This is a genomic window from Phenylobacterium koreense (assembly GCF_040545335.1).
Taxonomy (GTDB): domain Bacteria; phylum Pseudomonadota; class Alphaproteobacteria; order Caulobacterales; family Caulobacteraceae; genus Phenylobacterium; species Phenylobacterium koreense.
The window spans coordinates 289495-303198 of record NZ_JBEPLU010000003.1; the positions used below are offsets into that span (position 1 = coordinate 289495).

The window sequence follows — 13704 nt, forward strand, 5'->3', positions numbered from 1 at the left end:
CATGTTCGCCTTCGTCAGATCAAACCGCATCAAGATCGCCGCCGTCGCCGCCCTGGCGGTGCTCGGCGCCGGCGGTTTCGTGCTCTCCAGCCAGGCCAAGGCCAAAAAGGCCGAGGAGGCCAAGGCCGCGGCCGCCGCTGCGCCCAAGAGCCCCTTCGTGGCCGTCGCCAACGGCAAGGCCGATGTCGAGGGAGGCATGATCCAGGTCGCCGCCCGCCGCGCCGGCGTGGTGCGCGAGGTCTATGTCCAGGAAGGCGACAAGGTGGTGAAGGGCCAGATCCTCGCCCGCCAGGAGGACGACGACGCCAAGCTCGCCGCCGCCCGCGCCGCCGCCGCGGTCGACCAGGCCCGCGCCCAGATCGGCCTCATCCAGGTCCAGCTCGCCACCGCCGAGCGCGAGCATCGTCGCCTGCAGGGCCTGGCCGCCACCAACTACGTCGCCGCTCAGAAACTGGACGAGGCGGCCGATAGGATCCGGGAGGCCCAGGCCAATCTCCAGGCCCAGCGCGCCGCCGTCGCCACCTCCCAGGCCGCGCTGGAAGAGGCCCGCTACGAGCTGGAGCTCACCGCCATCCGCGCCCCGACCGACGGCCGCATCGCCCGCCGCTACGCCAATCCGGGCTCGGGCGCCTCGACCCTCAACGTCTCCAACATGTTCGACCTGGAGCCGGACGCGGCCCGCATCGTCCGCGCCGAGATCGCCGAGGGCTCGCTGAGCAATGTGGACATCGGCCAGAACGTCCAGATCGCGCCGGAATCCGAGCCCGGCAAGATCTACGCCGGCAAGGTCCTGCGCCGCGCCGCCGTCTTCGGCGCCCGCAAGCTGCAGTCCGACGACGCGACCGAACGCGCCGACGACCGCGTGGTCGAAGTGGTCGTCAGCGCCGACAACGCTCCCTTCCTGATCGGCCAGCGCGTCCTCGTGAAGTTCATGCGCTAGCCGCCCTCCCCTCGTGTTCGTCACGGCCGGCCGCCAGGTCCCGGCCGTCCGTGAACGCCGAGGCTCGTCAGGAAACGCTAGCGCATATCGATCCCCGGCGCGCTTCTCGGCCGAGGATGACGGCCCAGGGGAAGAGCCATGCCTGGGATCCAAACACCCTGTTGACCTCATCTCTCCCGCACCGCACAAACCGCGGCGAGATTTCAAACCCCTGTTTGGATGGGAGACTACCATGGCGGACATCCGCTTCGACGGTAAGGTCGCGATCGTGACGGGCGCGGGCGGCGGTCTGGGCCGTCAGCACGCCCTTGAACTGGCCCGCCGCGGCGCGAAGGTCGTGGTCAACGACCTGGGCGGCTCGGTCGACGGTTCCGGCGGCTCCTCGGCTGCGGCCGACGCCGTCGTCGCCGAGATCAAGGCGGCTGGCGGCGAAGCCATCGCCAACGGCTCGTCGGTCACCGACGACGCCGGCGTCGCCCTGATGGTCAAGCAGGCCATGGACGCCTGGGGCCGCATCGACGTCCTGATCGCCAACGCCGGCATCCTGCGCGACAAGTCGTTCGCCAAGATGGAGATCGCCGACTTCGAGCTGGTGCTGAACGTCCACCTGATGGGCACCGTCAAGCCGGTGAAGGCCGTCTGGGAGATCATGCGCGAGCAGAACTACGGCCGCATCGTCGTGACCACTTCCTCGTCGGGCCTCTACGGCAACTTCGGCCAGTCGAACTACGGCGCGGCCAAGCTCGGCATCGTCGGCTTCATGAACACTATCAAGCTCGAAGGCCAGAAGAACAACATCCACATCAACGCCATCAGCCCGGTCGCCGCCACCCGCATGACCGAGAACCTGATGCCGGCCGAAGTGCTCGAGCGCCTGAAGCCGGAATACGTCACGCCGGGCGTCGTCTACCTGGCCTCGGAAGAAGCCCCCACCGGCGCGATCCTGACCGCCGGCGCCGGCGCCTTCGCCCTCTCGCGCATCTATGAAACCGAGGGCGTCTACCTCGGCGAAGGCGGCCTCTCGGTCGAGGAAGTCCGCGACAACTGGGCCAAGATCACCGACCCGACCGGCCAGCAAGCCTACGTCGCCGGCGGCGAACAAAGCGGCAAGTTCTTCCGCAAGCTCCAGGGCGGCTAAGGGCGCCCAGGCATTCGCCAAGGTTTACGGGCGGCTGTTCCTCACCGGAACGCCGCCCGTTTTTCATTGGGACGCGCAGAGGACTGTTTCCAGGGGCGCCCGCGCCCTACTCCGGGACCACCGGCGGCCGTTGGCGGTACCAGGCAAGCTGCTCGCTGGTCGCCAGCAGCCGCCCGTCGCGCGACCAGTAGCTCGACCGCTCGTCGGAGGCCCCGCCGCCGCCGACCCGGCCTTCGCACTCGATCAGGATGAAGTCGTCGCCCAGCTCGGCCAGTTCCTCGGCCTGTGCGTGCAGGTAGACCGTCAGCGAGAGCGTCGTCGCCATGACGCGATCGAGCGCATACATCGCCCGCGGCGCGGAGTTGTCCGTGACCATCGCCAACAGCGCCTTGTCCCAGGCGCCGAGCCGCGGCCGCACCCAGGCCAGGGACCGCGAGTCCCCGCCGGGCTTGGGTGGAAAACCGTCCAGGGTCCGCCGCTCGAACGCCGCCGTGCCGAAGTGCTCCGTCCCGGCCGGCTGATCCGGGCTCGGCAGGCTCTCCGGAGCCGGAGCCGCCGGGAGGCTTGCGAACGCGAAGGGCGGTGTGGATGGCCGGCGGGCCACGGTGACCATGCCGTGCACCCCGACCTCGCCCGCGCCCTGCGGCGAAAGCTCGACTTCCCAGATCCCGATCGACCCGCCCTGCCGCAGCCGGCGCGTGCGCACGTCCAGTTCTCCGGACGGCAGGGCCGTCGCAAAGGTGAGCGTCAGGGACAGCGCTTCCCCCATCGCCTCCGGCTCGGCCTCCAACGCCCGAACGCAGAGGGCGAGCGCGTAGCCGCCCCAAAGCCCGCCGCCAGGATTGCGCCATTGCGGCGCGGCAAGCGTCGTCCACCGCCCCGGGGCGGCGGCGTTCAGGGAGATGTCGAAGGCCGGATTGGCGGAAGTCGTGGACATCCAGCGGTTCTACCCATTGATCGCCCAGGCGCAAGGCGGTCACGGGTGCAACCTGGGGCGATGGTTCGGGGCCGGAGAGACAACTTCGCCCATCCCGACGAATTCACTTGCCGCCCCCTAGGTGATCGCGCGTAACCTGAGAATAGGAGCAGGCCCGTCAGAGGTCCGCCCGCCCTAGGGAGAAACGAACCTTGACCAAGGCCCCGCCGGCGCAGCGCGCCTCGCTGCCGCTATCCACCATTTTCGCATTCGCGGCGACCAGCCTGCCCATCCAGGCCGTGACGATCGCAGTGGCGGTCTATCTGCCCCGCCACTACGCCAGCCACCTGGGCGTCAGCCTCGCCGCCGTCGGGACGGCCTTCTTCATCGTCCGCATGATCGACATTCCGGTCGACGGCCTGCTGGGTTGGGTCATGGACAAGACCCGCACCCGCTGGGGCCGGTACAGGGTCTGGACCCTGGTCGGCGCGCCCTTCCTGATGGCGGCGATGTATTGGCTGTTCATGCCGGCCGATGGGGTAGGAACCACCTATCTGATCTTCTGGCTGCTGGTGATGTATCTCGGGACCTCGATCATCAGCCTGTCCCACGCCGCCTGGGCCGCCACCCTGGCGCCGGCCTATAATGACCGGTCCCGGGTGTTCGGGATCATGACCGCGGTCGGCGTGCTCGGCGCGGCCACCGTCCTCGCCATTCCGATCATCGCCGAGGCCCGCAACATGCCGGATTCCGGCAACGTGGCGACCATGGGCTGGTTCATCCTGCTGCTGACGCCGATCGCCGTCGGCCTCGTCGTCTGGCGCACGCCCGAACGCATCGCGCCCGAAGTCCCGGGTCATCAGTTCCGCCTGCGGGACTACTGGTCGCTGGTTTCGCGGCCAAGCATGGCCCGCATCCTCGCCGCCGACCTCTGCCTGGCCCTCGGCCCGGGCTGGATGAGCGCCCTCTATCTGTTTTTCTTCACCGACAGCCGCGGCTTCACCACCGGCCAGGCCTCGATCCTGCTGGCGATCTACATCCTCGCGGGCTTCGTCGGCGCGCCGATGGCCGGCCGCCTCGCCATGATGATTTCCAAGCACCGGGCGGTGATGGTCACCACCACCGGCTATTCGCTGATCCTCATGTCGCTGATGCTGATCCCCAAGGGGAGCATGCTGATCGCCATCGGGCCGATGTTCCTCGCGGGCTTCCTCGCCGCCGGCTTCGGCGTCCTGACCCGCGCCATGACCGCCGACATCGCCGACGAGGTCCGCCTCGAACAGGGCCGGGAGCGCTCGGGCCTGCTTTACGCCGTCACCACCATGACCTCGAAGATCGCGGGGGCCTTTTCCATCGGCCTCACCTTCATGGTGCTGGAAGCGGTCGGCTATCAGGCCAAGGAAGGCGTGGTGAATACCCCCGAGGCGATCCGCAATCTCGAACTGGCCTATCTCATCGGCCCGATCGTCTTCGTGATGCTCGGCGGGGCCTGCATGATCGGCTACGGCCTGGACGCGCGGCGCCATGCCGAGATCCGCCGGTTGCTCGACGAGCGCGACGCCCTCTACACCGAAACCGTCACTGTCGAGACGGTCGCCACCGAGAATGCGATCATCGAGACCGTCACCGTAGAAACGGCCATTGTCGGCCGGCCCAATCCGGGTCGATAGTTAGAACCTGTTCTTGAGTCCGCGCCCGACCTCAGCGTCGGGCGTCTAATTTCAAACCGCCCCGCTATATTTCAGGGGCCCGAAATTTGAGGCGTTCATGGCGAATCCCGCCCCCGGCGGCCAAAACCGGCTGCCACTGCATGTGGTCATGGCCTTTGCCTCCACAGCCCTTCCCGTCGCCGCGATCGGCCTGGTCATGGGCGTCTATCTGCCCCGGTTCTTCGCCAGCGCAGTCGGCCTGTCGCTGGCCGCCGTCGGCGGGGCCTTCACCATCGTGCGCCTGATCGACATGGCCCTCGACCCGCTGCTCGGCATGGCCATGGACCGCACCCGCACGCGGTTCGGCCGCTACCGCGTCTGGCTCTCGATCGGCGCGCCGATCGTCATGGCCGCCGTCTACATGCTGTTCATGGCCAAGCCCGGGATCACCGAGTTCTATCTGATCGGCTGGCTGCTGGTGCTCTATCTCGGCATCTCGATCGTCACCCTGTCACAGGCCGCCTGGGGCGCCTCGCTGGCGACCGGCTATCACGACCGCTCGCGGGTTTACGGCCTGATCCAGGCCGTCGGCGTCGTCGGCGCGGTGCTGATCCTGCTGCTGCCGATGGCCCTCGGCCCGAAGGCCGCCGGCGCGGCCGGCGTCCACGCCATGGGCTGGTTCTGCATCATCGCCGTCCCGATCGCCCTCTTCATCTGCCTCTCGCTGACGCCCGAGCGGGTCGCCACCGACGTCGCCAAGGAGCGCGTCACCCTCAACGACTACATCTCGCTGGTCCGCCGTCCGGAAATGGCCCGCCTGATCTTCGCCGACCTGTTCATGGCCCTCGGCCCGGGCACCACCGCGGCCCTCTACCTGTTCTTCTTCCACGACGCGCGCGGCTATTCGCACCAGCAGACCAACTTCCTCCTGGTGCTCTACATCGCGGCCGGCCTGGTCGGCGCCATGTTCTGGGGCTGGCTCGCCCAGAAGGTCGGCAAGCACCGCGCTCTGATGATCTCGACGGTCTGCTACGCCATCAGCCAGTCGGCCCTGATGCTGATCCCGCCGGCCACCATGCCGCTGGCCATTCCCGGCATGATCTCGGTCGGCTTCGTCTCCTCGGCCTTCATCCTGATCGTCCGGGCCATGGTCGCCGACGTCGCCGACGAGGTCCGCCTGGAGACCGGCAAGGAGCGAGTCGGCCTGCTCTACGCGCTGGTCACCACCACCCAGAAGATCGGCACCGCCATCACCGTCGGCATCAGCTTCACCGTCCTCGACCTGGTCGGCTACAACGCCGCCGAGGGCGCGGTGAACACGCCCGCGGCCATCCGCGGCCTCGAGCTCTGCTACGTGTTCGCCCCGATCATCCTGGTGTTCTTCGGCGGCGCGGCCTTCATCGGCTGGAAGCTTGACGCCAAGCGTCACGCCGAGATCCGCCGCAAGTTGGACGAACGCGACGCCCTGGCCGCGGAAGCCGGCCTGCTCGACGCCGTCGCCGGCGCCAGCGTCGCGGTGCAAGCCCCGCACTAACTGGCGCTGATGACCTCTCTCTCCCCTTTCATGGGGGGAGGGAGAGGAAAAGCGGGCCGCCGCCAGGCGGTCCCACCTCTCGATCCCTAAAAGTCAGCCCAGCGCCGTCGCAGCCGCCACGAAGGCAAGGGCCGCGGCGCTCTCGGGCGCCGTCGCCACCAACGGCCGGCCGGCGTCGCAAGCCTCGCGCAGCGTCATCTCCAGCGGGATCTCCGCCAGCAGCGGCACGCCCAGCCGCTCGGCCTCGGCCTTGGCCCCGCCAGAGCCGAAGATCGGGATCGGCGCGCCGGTGCTGGGGTCGGTGAAGAAGGCCATGTTCTCGATCACACCCAGGATCGGGGTCGCGGTCTTGCGGAACATCGAGGCCGCCCGCCGCGCGTCGATCAGCGCGATCTCCTGCGGCGTGGAGACGATCACCACCCCGTCGATCTTCATTTTCTGGATCAGGGTGAGCTGGATGTCCCCGGTCCCCGGCGGCAGGTCGACCACCAGCACGTCCAGCGGATCGGCCTCGCTGCCCCAGGCCACGTCGTTCATCATCTGGCGCACCGCCGAGGAAGCCATCGGTCCCCGCCAGATCATCGGCGCGCCCTCGTCGACCATGAAGCCGATGGACATCACCTTCAGGCCCCAGGCCTCCAGCGGCTGCAGCTTGCCGTCCACGAAGGCCGGCTCCTCGTCGATGCCCAGCATCCGCGGAGCCGAAGGCCCATAGACGTCGGCGTCCAGCAGGCCCACTCGCTGGCCCTTCGCGGCGAACGCCGCCGCCAGGTTCACCGAGACGGTCGACTTGCCCACTCCGCCCTTGCCGCTGGCCACCGCGATGACGCGCTTCACATGGGCCGGGCGCGCAGCGTCGGCCGGCGGCGCCGGGGCGGCCTGCGGGTCCTGGGAGACGCGCGCGCCCTTGCGCACCCGCGTCACGCCCTCGGCGGGCGGTGCGGCGGCGTGTTCGGCGGTCAGGACCACCTGCGCCTTGGCGACGCCCGGCAGGCCGGCCAGCACGCGCTCGGCCTCGTCGCGCACCGGCGCATAGAGGGCGGTCTCGCTGGCCGGCACCTCCAGCATGAAGCCGGCCCGCCCGCGGCCGATCGTCAGTCCACGCACTAGTCCGGCGGCCGACAATCCCCTGCCCGACTTGGGATCTATCACTGCATCGAGCGCCCGAAGCGCCGCGTCGCGATCTGGGTTTGTCGGCTCCATGGGACCCTTTGTCTTGCTTTAACCGGCGTTGGGCCACATATCCGGCTCACAGCGCCGGTTTACAAGCCCGGGATGGGCAGACGACGCGGCCGCGCCGACACGAAGGCAATACGACGCGCCCATGCCTTGGAACGACAACGCGAACCCCGGTCCGTGGGGCGCACCGCCCCCCAATGACGGGAATGGCGACAAGAAACCTGGCCCCCGCCGCCCGCTTGGAGGACCGCGCGGGCCTCGCCGGCCGGATGGGCCCGAACTGAACGCCGCCCTGGAGCGGCTGCAGAATCGTGTGCGCGACTTCTTCACCGGCCCCGGCGGCGACGGCGTGCGCCCCGGCGCGATCGCCGCGGTGGCCGGCGTCGGCGTGGCGCTCTGGGCGCTGTCGGGCATCTATATCGTCCAGCCCAACGAAGTCGGCGTGGTCACCACCTTCGGCGCCTATTCGCGCTCCGAGACCCCTGGCATCCGCTACCACCTGCCCTCGCCCATCGAGCGAGTGGAGAAGGTCCCGGTCACCACCCTCAACCGCATCGACATCGGCGGCGTGGGCGAGACCGACATGCCCGAAGAGAGCCTGATGCTCACCGGCGACGAGAACATCGTCGACCTGGATTTCAGCGTCACCTGGCGCGTCGCCAACGCCCGCGCCTATGTCTTCACCCTTCGCGACCCGGACGTCTCGGTGAAGGCCGCAGCCGAAAGCGCCATGCGCGAAGTGGTCGGCAAGTCCGAGCTCCAGGCCGTCCTCACCACCGGCCGCGGCCAGGTGCAGGCGCAGACCGCCGAACTGATGCAGCGCACCCTCGATAGCTGGGGCGCGGGCATCAGCGTGGTGGAAGTCCAGATCCGCTCGGCCAACCCGCCGGCCGAGGTGGCCGCGGCGTTCCGCGACGTGAACAGCGCCGGCCAGGACCAGGAGTCGGCCCGCAACGAGGCCAACACCTACCGCAACCGCGTCGTCAACGAAGCCAAGGGCGACGCCTCCAAGCTGATCCAGTCCGCCCAGGGTTATCGCGAGCAGGCGGTCCGCGAGGCCACCGGCGACGTGTCGCGCTTCAACCAGATCTACGGCGAGTACCGTCAGGCCCCCGGCGTGACCAAGGACCGCCTCTACATCGAGACCATGCAGCGCGTGCTCCAGAACTCGAACAAGGTGATCATCGACGGCAAGGGCGCCAGCGCCCCGATCATCCTGCCGCCCGACGTCTTCCGTCCGCGCGCCAGCGCCGCGGCCGCCGCGGTCACGCCTCCGGCGACGCCCGCCCCCGAGACGCCCGCCGCGGGAGCCGCCCGATGAACCGCAACTACGCCGTCCTCGGCATCCTCGCCGCCGCCGCCCTAATCGTGCTGTCGCAGACCTTCTTCGTGGTCGACCAGCGCCGCCAGGCCGTCATCGTCCGCCTCGGCGAGCCGGTGCGGATCATCAACGCCCCCGGCGACCCGGGTCCCGGCCTGAAGATGAAGGTCCCCTTCATCGAGACCGTGATCCAGTTCGACAAGCGCAACCTCTCCATCGAGGCCGCCCAGGAAGAGATCACCGCCGCCGACCAGCAGCGCCTGGTGGTGGACGCCTTCGTCCGCTACCGCATCTCCAACCCGCTGCAGTACTACCGCACCCTGCGCGACGAGCAGACCGCCAGCGACCGCATCGAGCGGCTGGTGAACTCCTCCCTGCGCCAGGTGCTCGGCACCGCGACCTCCAACGACATCATCTCCGGCCGCCGCGAGGCGCTGCTGGCCCAGACCAAGGCCGACGTGGCCGCCCGCGCCCGCTCCTCGCGCCTGGGCATCGAGATCATCGACGTGCGGATCAAGCGCGCCGACTATCCGGCTCAGATCCAGGAGTCGGTCTATCGCCGGATGCAGACCAGCCGCCAGCAGGAGGCCGCCCGTATCCGCGCCCAGGGCGAGCAGGAAAAGCGCGAGATCATCGCCGCCGCCGACAAGGAAGTGGCCATCACCCTGGCCGCCGCCCACGAGCAGGCGGAAGCGACCCGAGGCGAAGGCGACGCCGTCCGCACCCGGCTCTTCGCCCAGGCCTTCGGCAAGGACCCGGCCTTCGCCTCCTTCTATCGCTCCATGCAGGCCTACGAGGCGTCCCTCGGCCAGGGCGACACCACCATGGTGCTCTCCCCCGACAGCGCCTTCTTCAGGTACTTCGAACGCGGCCCGACGGGGCGCTGAGGGCGGCGCCCCCTCGGTCGGCCATTCGCTGGCGGCTCCCTAGCGTCTCCTCCCCCTTGATGGGGGAGGTGGATCGCCGAGGGCGAGATGGAGGGGTTCGCCGCCGCTCAGTCCCGATCCGGGGCGCCGAGCGGGAAATACGACCGGTACGGCCGCGCATCGTCCACCGCCCGAACCACTGACGGCCGCGCCAGCAGCCGCGTGCGATAGGCCCGCACCGTCGGATAGGCGTCTGAAATCAGGTGCGTCCAGTCGGCGTAGAACAGGAACGGCGCGGCCGCGCAGTCGGCCATGGTGAAGTCCTCGCCGCACGCCCAGGTCCGCCCGGCCAGCTTGCCTTCCAGCCAGCCATAGGCCCGTTCCAGCTTCTCGACCGCCAGCGCCATGCCTTCCTCGCGCTTCGTCGGCACGCCGCTCAGCGCCCCATCGACCGCGTGCTGGGCCGCGTTCATCACGTGCAGGTCGAAGAAGCGGTCCATGAACCGCACCTCCAGCGCCGCCATCGGATCGGCGGGCAACAGCCGCACCGGCCCCGGATGCTTGAGTTGGAGGTACTCGATGATGATGCTGGTCTCGGCCACGTCGCGACCGCCGTCCACCAGCAGCGGGAACTTCGCCAGCGGCCAGCGCGCCAGCCACTCGTTCGTGTTCTCCGGCTCGTCCGGCGCGATGGTCCGGAACTCGAAGGGCGTGCCGTTCTCGTAGAGCGCGATCAGAACCTTCTGCGTGTACGAGGAAAACAAGTGCCCATAGACCACCAGCGCCATCGTCGACCTCCCATCCACACCACTTGCATTTCGCAAGCGGTTGAACCCTAACTGACTCATTGCATATTGCAAGCAGTCTGCTTCGGAGTTCGGATGTCGCAACAAGGCCGGTCCGGCTGCCCGATCAACCTGACGCTGGAGATGCTCGGCGACCGCTGGAGCCTCATCGTCATCCGTGACGTCATGTTCGGGAACCGGCGCACCTATGGCGAGCTGCTCGCACAGAGCGAGGAAGGGATCGCCTCCAACGTCCTCGCCGACCGGCTCAAGCGCCTGACCTCTGCCGGCCTGCTCACCCGCAGCCCCGATCCCGCCCACCGTCAGAAGATCGTCTACGGCCTCACCGAAGCGGCCATCCAGCTCGTCCCCCTGCTCGCCCACATGGCGGCCTGGGGTCTGCGCCACACCCGGCCCAGCCGCGAGCTCTCGATCCGGGCCGAGCTTCTGGAACAGGGCGGTCCCGAGCTCTGGGCCGCCTTCATGGACGAACTGCGCCACATCCACCTCGGCGCCCCACCGCCGGCCCGGCGGGCGTCACAGGAACTCCAGGCCGCCTACGAAAAGGCGCTCGCCGCCTCGGGCTGACCGCGCGCCTCGCCCACCGGCAGGTCGAAGAACAGCAAGCCGGGCGCATCCAGGGGCAGTTGCGCCACCACGTCGCCGGCCGGGTTCAGCACCGCCGTCGGTCCCCAGGCGACCCGGTCGCCGCGCACGCCGGTCACGTCGGCCGAGATCAGCCAGAGGCCGGTTTCGCGGCACCGCTCCCCGCGCACGGCGTTGTGCCTGTCCTTCCAGGCCTCCGCTGCGGCCCGCGGCAGCATGTTGTTGGCCGGCGACACCAGCAGCGAGGCGCCCCCCAGCGCCACCGCCATCGCGACCTCCGGGAAATTGCTGTCGAAGCAGATGTTGATCCCAAACCGCAGGCCCTCGACCTCGAAGACCGGGCAATCCTCACCGGGCGTAAAGCACAGCTCCGACTTCAGCAGCCGCCGCTTGCGATAGCGCCCCACCACCGCCCGGCCGCCGATCACCGCAGCCGTATTGTAGAGCTCCCCGCCCTCTGCCTCGATCAGGCCGACGACCATCATCGGCGCCCCTTCGGGAAGCTGCTGCAGGAGCCCGGCGAACTCCGGCGAGGCGAGATTGACCGCCGCCCGCCGCGCAGCCGCCTCGTCCGTCAGATAGCCCTGCAGGAAGCCCTCGGGCGTGCAGAGCAACGCCGCCCCGCCATCGCGCGCAGCCTCGGCCGCCTGCGCCAGATGGACGAGCGCCGCAGCCACGTCCTCCCGGAACTCCGGCGTCTGGGCGGCGGCGATCCGCACGGTTCTGGCTGCGTCTCTCATCCGAGGGACTATAGGCGGAAGGATGGCGACCTCGTGTAACGTTCTGCAGCGAGCACGAGGACAAGCCCATGGACTATCGCCATTACGCCGAAGCCGATCTGCCCGGCGTCCTCGAACTCTGCGCCATGGAGGGCTGGCCGAGCCTGCCGGAAGATCCGGGTCGCGCGCACCGCGCGCTCACCGCTCCTGGTGTGACCACCGTCGTCGCCACCGAAGACGGCGCGCCCGTCGGCTTCGCCCAGCTTCTCAGCGACGGCCAGATCCAGGCCTATCTCGCCCTGATCTCCGTGCATCCGGAGCATCGCCGCAAGGGTGTCGCCCGCAAGCTCATCGTCACCGCCCTTCGCCTGGCCGGCGGCCTGCGCGTGGACCTGCTCACCGACACGGCCGACGGCTTCTATCGGTCCCTGCCGCACCTGCGCATGAGCGGCTATCGTCTCTATCCCGAATATTCCGGCCCGGATCGCTACGATCCCGGCGTCTCCTGGGATCGCGGCAGGAAGGTCCCGAACCCCGGCTGATCGACGCCCATCGCCAAAATCGTCACGCATCGAGGTTAAGCCGCGAACCCGCCCCACTCACCCGAGCCGCCGAATGCCGCAACCTGTCGTCATCTTCCCCTATGACCCAGCCTGGCCGCAGGTCTTCGCCGCGATCGAAGCGCGCCTTGCCGAGGCCCTCGGGGGGTGCGCCCTGGCCATCGAGCACGTCGGCAGCACCGCGGTTCCCGGGCTCGCCGCCAAGCCGATCATCGACATAGACGTCGTCATTGCGGCCGAGACCGACCTGCCGCTCGCGGCCGGCAGACTCGCCAGCATCGGCTACGCGCACAAGGGCGAACAGGGGGTGGCCGGGCGGCACGCTTTCAGTCGCCCGCAGGACCTGCCTTCGCATCACCTCTATGTCTGCGCCGCCGACAACCTGGAGCTGGCCCGCCACCTCGCCTTTCGCGACCATCTGCGCGCCAGCCCTGGCGACGCCGGAGCCTATGCCCGACTGAAGTACGAACTCGCCGAGCGCTTCGGCGCCGACCGCGACGGCTACTCCCAGGCCAAGTCGGCCTTCGTCGAACAGATGCTACGCAAGGCTGCGTCCCACTGATCGCCAGGGCGAGCCTCGCCTCCCCTAACCACTTCGTCGCACCCTTTCGATGGAACCAAGCTGCGCCTTGGCCGCTTTCGCCGTGAATAAATTCGTCCGGAGCCAGCCTTGCGTACCCAACAGCTTCTCTACGCCGCGGCCGGCGTGGTCGTCTTTGTCATCCTGCTGCTGATCGGCTGGGGGCTCACCCACAAGCCCGAGGGCGGGACGGTGCGGGGCGCGACGAATTTCGTGAGCGCCGTCGACCGCGCCCAGGCCGCCACCGTGATGGTCACCGTTTCCGGATCGGGTGACCAGGAAACCATGCAGATGGGCTCCGGCTTCGTCGTCTCTCCCGACGGCCTGGTCGTGACGGCCGCCCATGTCACGGGCCGCCTGCCGGTGGTCAACATGGTCTTCGCCGACGGCAGCGTCGCCCGCGCCGAACTGGCGGCTTCCGACGACGCCTCGGACGTGGCCGTCTTCCGCGTGACACCGGGCAAGCCGCTGATCGCCCTCTCCTTCGCCGACAGCAACCAGGTCAAGGCCGGCCAGCCGGTGCTGCTGATGGGCGCCCCTTACGGCCTCGTCGGGACGGCGACCTCCGGCATCGTCTCCGCCGTGAACCGCCAGATCGGCGCAGCCCCCATCGACGAGGACGATCCCTTCGCCCAAGGCTCCCTCAGCGGCCCTGTGAAGTCCTACATCCAGACCGACGCGGCCCTGACCGCCGGCGGCTCCGGCGGCCCGCTGCTCAACGCCGCCGGGCAGGTGATCGGCATGGCCAGCGCCCGCGAGTCCCGCGGCGAACCCGGCGCAGGCCTGGCCTTCGCCATCCCCTCCAACGTCGTCAAGGACGCCGTCGAGCGCGTGAAGAACGCGCCCCAGCAAGCGCCGCCTCCGCCCATGCCACAGCCGAACAAGCGGTAGGACTCCTGCCGGCGGCCCCC

General features: G+C 69.2%; 14 protein-coding genes. 10 read left to right on the top strand and 4 right to left on the bottom strand.

The features are described from left to right. Window position 1: 1 nt before the first annotated feature. Entirely contained in the window at window positions 2-940 is a 939-nt protein-coding gene (locus ABID41_RS17420; protein WP_354298280.1) for an HlyD family secretion protein, read from the top strand. A gap of 232 nt (window positions 941-1172) precedes the next feature. Beyond that, window positions 1173-2078, top strand: a complete 906-nt coding sequence (locus ABID41_RS17425; protein ID WP_331932930.1) for an SDR family NAD(P)-dependent oxidoreductase — start codon at window positions 1173-1175, stop codon at window positions 2076-2078. Between the two features lie 106 nt (window positions 2079-2184). Here the strand turns inward: ABID41_RS17425 and ABID41_RS17430 are convergent, their stop codons facing one another. Further along, the gene (locus ABID41_RS17430) at window positions 2185-3015 is read right to left on the bottom strand and encodes a thioesterase family protein (RefSeq protein WP_354298281.1); all 831 of its coding nucleotides are present in this window, start codon (window positions 3013-3015) and stop codon (window positions 2185-2187) included. 191 nt (window positions 3016-3206) lie between these two features. On the opposite strand from ABID41_RS17430, the gene ABID41_RS17435 reads away from it, so the two are divergent. Both ABID41_RS17435 and ABID41_RS17440 read left to right on the top strand, forming a co-directional pair. Further along, window positions 3207-4664 (top strand): MFS transporter, encoded by a 1458-nt coding sequence (locus ABID41_RS17435; protein ID WP_331932932.1) that lies wholly within the window; start codon window positions 3207-3209, stop codon window positions 4662-4664. A gap of 97 nt (window positions 4665-4761) precedes the next feature. Further along, on the top strand, window positions 4762-6177 hold the full coding sequence (locus tag ABID41_RS17440) for an MFS transporter (RefSeq protein ID WP_354298282.1): 1416 nt from the start codon (window positions 4762-4764) through the stop codon (window positions 6175-6177). A gap of 93 nt (window positions 6178-6270) precedes the next feature. Here ABID41_RS17440 and ABID41_RS17445 read toward each other — a convergent pair whose 3' ends face one another. Next, window positions 6271-7380, bottom strand: coding sequence for an Mrp/NBP35 family ATP-binding protein (locus ABID41_RS17445; RefSeq protein ID WP_354298283.1), 1110 nt, complete (start codon window positions 7378-7380; stop codon window positions 6271-6273). Window positions 7381-7501: 121 nt separating this feature from the next. Here ABID41_RS17445 and hflK point away from each other — a divergent pair, with 121 nt between their 5' ends. Together hflK and hflC are read left to right on the top strand one after the other, a co-directional pair. Beyond that, window positions 7502-8677 carry an FtsH protease activity modulator HflK gene (gene hflK, locus ABID41_RS17450; RefSeq protein WP_354298284.1) on the top strand — a complete coding sequence of 392 codons (1176 nt, stop codon included), beginning with the start codon at window positions 7502-7504 and terminating at the stop codon, window positions 8675-8677. Then, window positions 8674-9564, top strand: coding sequence for a protease modulator HflC (hflC, locus tag ABID41_RS17455; protein ID WP_354298285.1), 891 nt, complete (start codon window positions 8674-8676; stop codon window positions 9562-9564). Before hflK ends, hflC begins: the two co-directional genes overlap by 4 nt. Before the next feature lie 107 nt (window positions 9565-9671). Here hflC and ABID41_RS17460 read toward each other — a convergent pair whose 3' ends face one another. After that, window positions 9672-10331: a glutathione S-transferase family protein gene (locus tag ABID41_RS17460; RefSeq protein ID WP_354298286.1), complete on the bottom strand. Its 660-nt coding sequence runs from the start codon at window positions 10329-10331 to the stop codon at window positions 9672-9674. Between the two features lie 93 nt (window positions 10332-10424). Here ABID41_RS17460 and ABID41_RS17465 point away from each other — a divergent pair, with 93 nt between their 5' ends. Then, window positions 10425-10916: a winged helix-turn-helix transcriptional regulator gene (locus ABID41_RS17465; RefSeq protein ID WP_354298287.1), complete on the top strand. Its 492-nt coding sequence runs from the start codon at window positions 10425-10427 to the stop codon at window positions 10914-10916. Here the strand turns inward: ABID41_RS17465 and ABID41_RS17470 are convergent. Further along, window positions 10886-11674 carry a carbon-nitrogen hydrolase family protein gene (locus ABID41_RS17470; RefSeq protein ID WP_354298288.1) on the bottom strand — a complete coding sequence of 263 codons (789 nt, stop codon included), beginning with the start codon at window positions 11672-11674 and terminating at the stop codon, window positions 10886-10888. The genes ABID41_RS17465 and ABID41_RS17470 overlap by 31 nt on opposite strands. 68 nt (window positions 11675-11742) lie before the next feature. On the opposite strand from ABID41_RS17470, the gene ABID41_RS17475 reads away from it, so the two are divergent. The 3 genes from ABID41_RS17475 (at window position 11743) to ABID41_RS17485 (ending at window position 13684) form a co-directional block, all read left to right on the top strand. Further along, a complete protein-coding gene (locus tag ABID41_RS17475; RefSeq protein ID WP_354298289.1) occupies window positions 11743-12195 on the top strand; it encodes a GNAT family N-acetyltransferase in 453 nt (150 codons plus the stop codon). A 73-nt stretch (window positions 12196-12268) separates the two neighbouring features. Further along, the gene (locus tag ABID41_RS17480) at window positions 12269-12775 is read left to right on the top strand and encodes a GrpB family protein (RefSeq protein ID WP_354298290.1); all 507 of its coding nucleotides are present in this window, start codon (window positions 12269-12271) and stop codon (window positions 12773-12775) included. Between the two features lie 108 nt (window positions 12776-12883). Continuing rightward, complete coding sequence (locus ABID41_RS17485; RefSeq protein WP_354298291.1) at window positions 12884-13684, top strand: S1C family serine protease; 801 nt, start codon at window positions 12884-12886, stop codon at window positions 13682-13684. The last annotated feature ends 20 nt before the right edge of the window (window positions 13685-13704 follow it).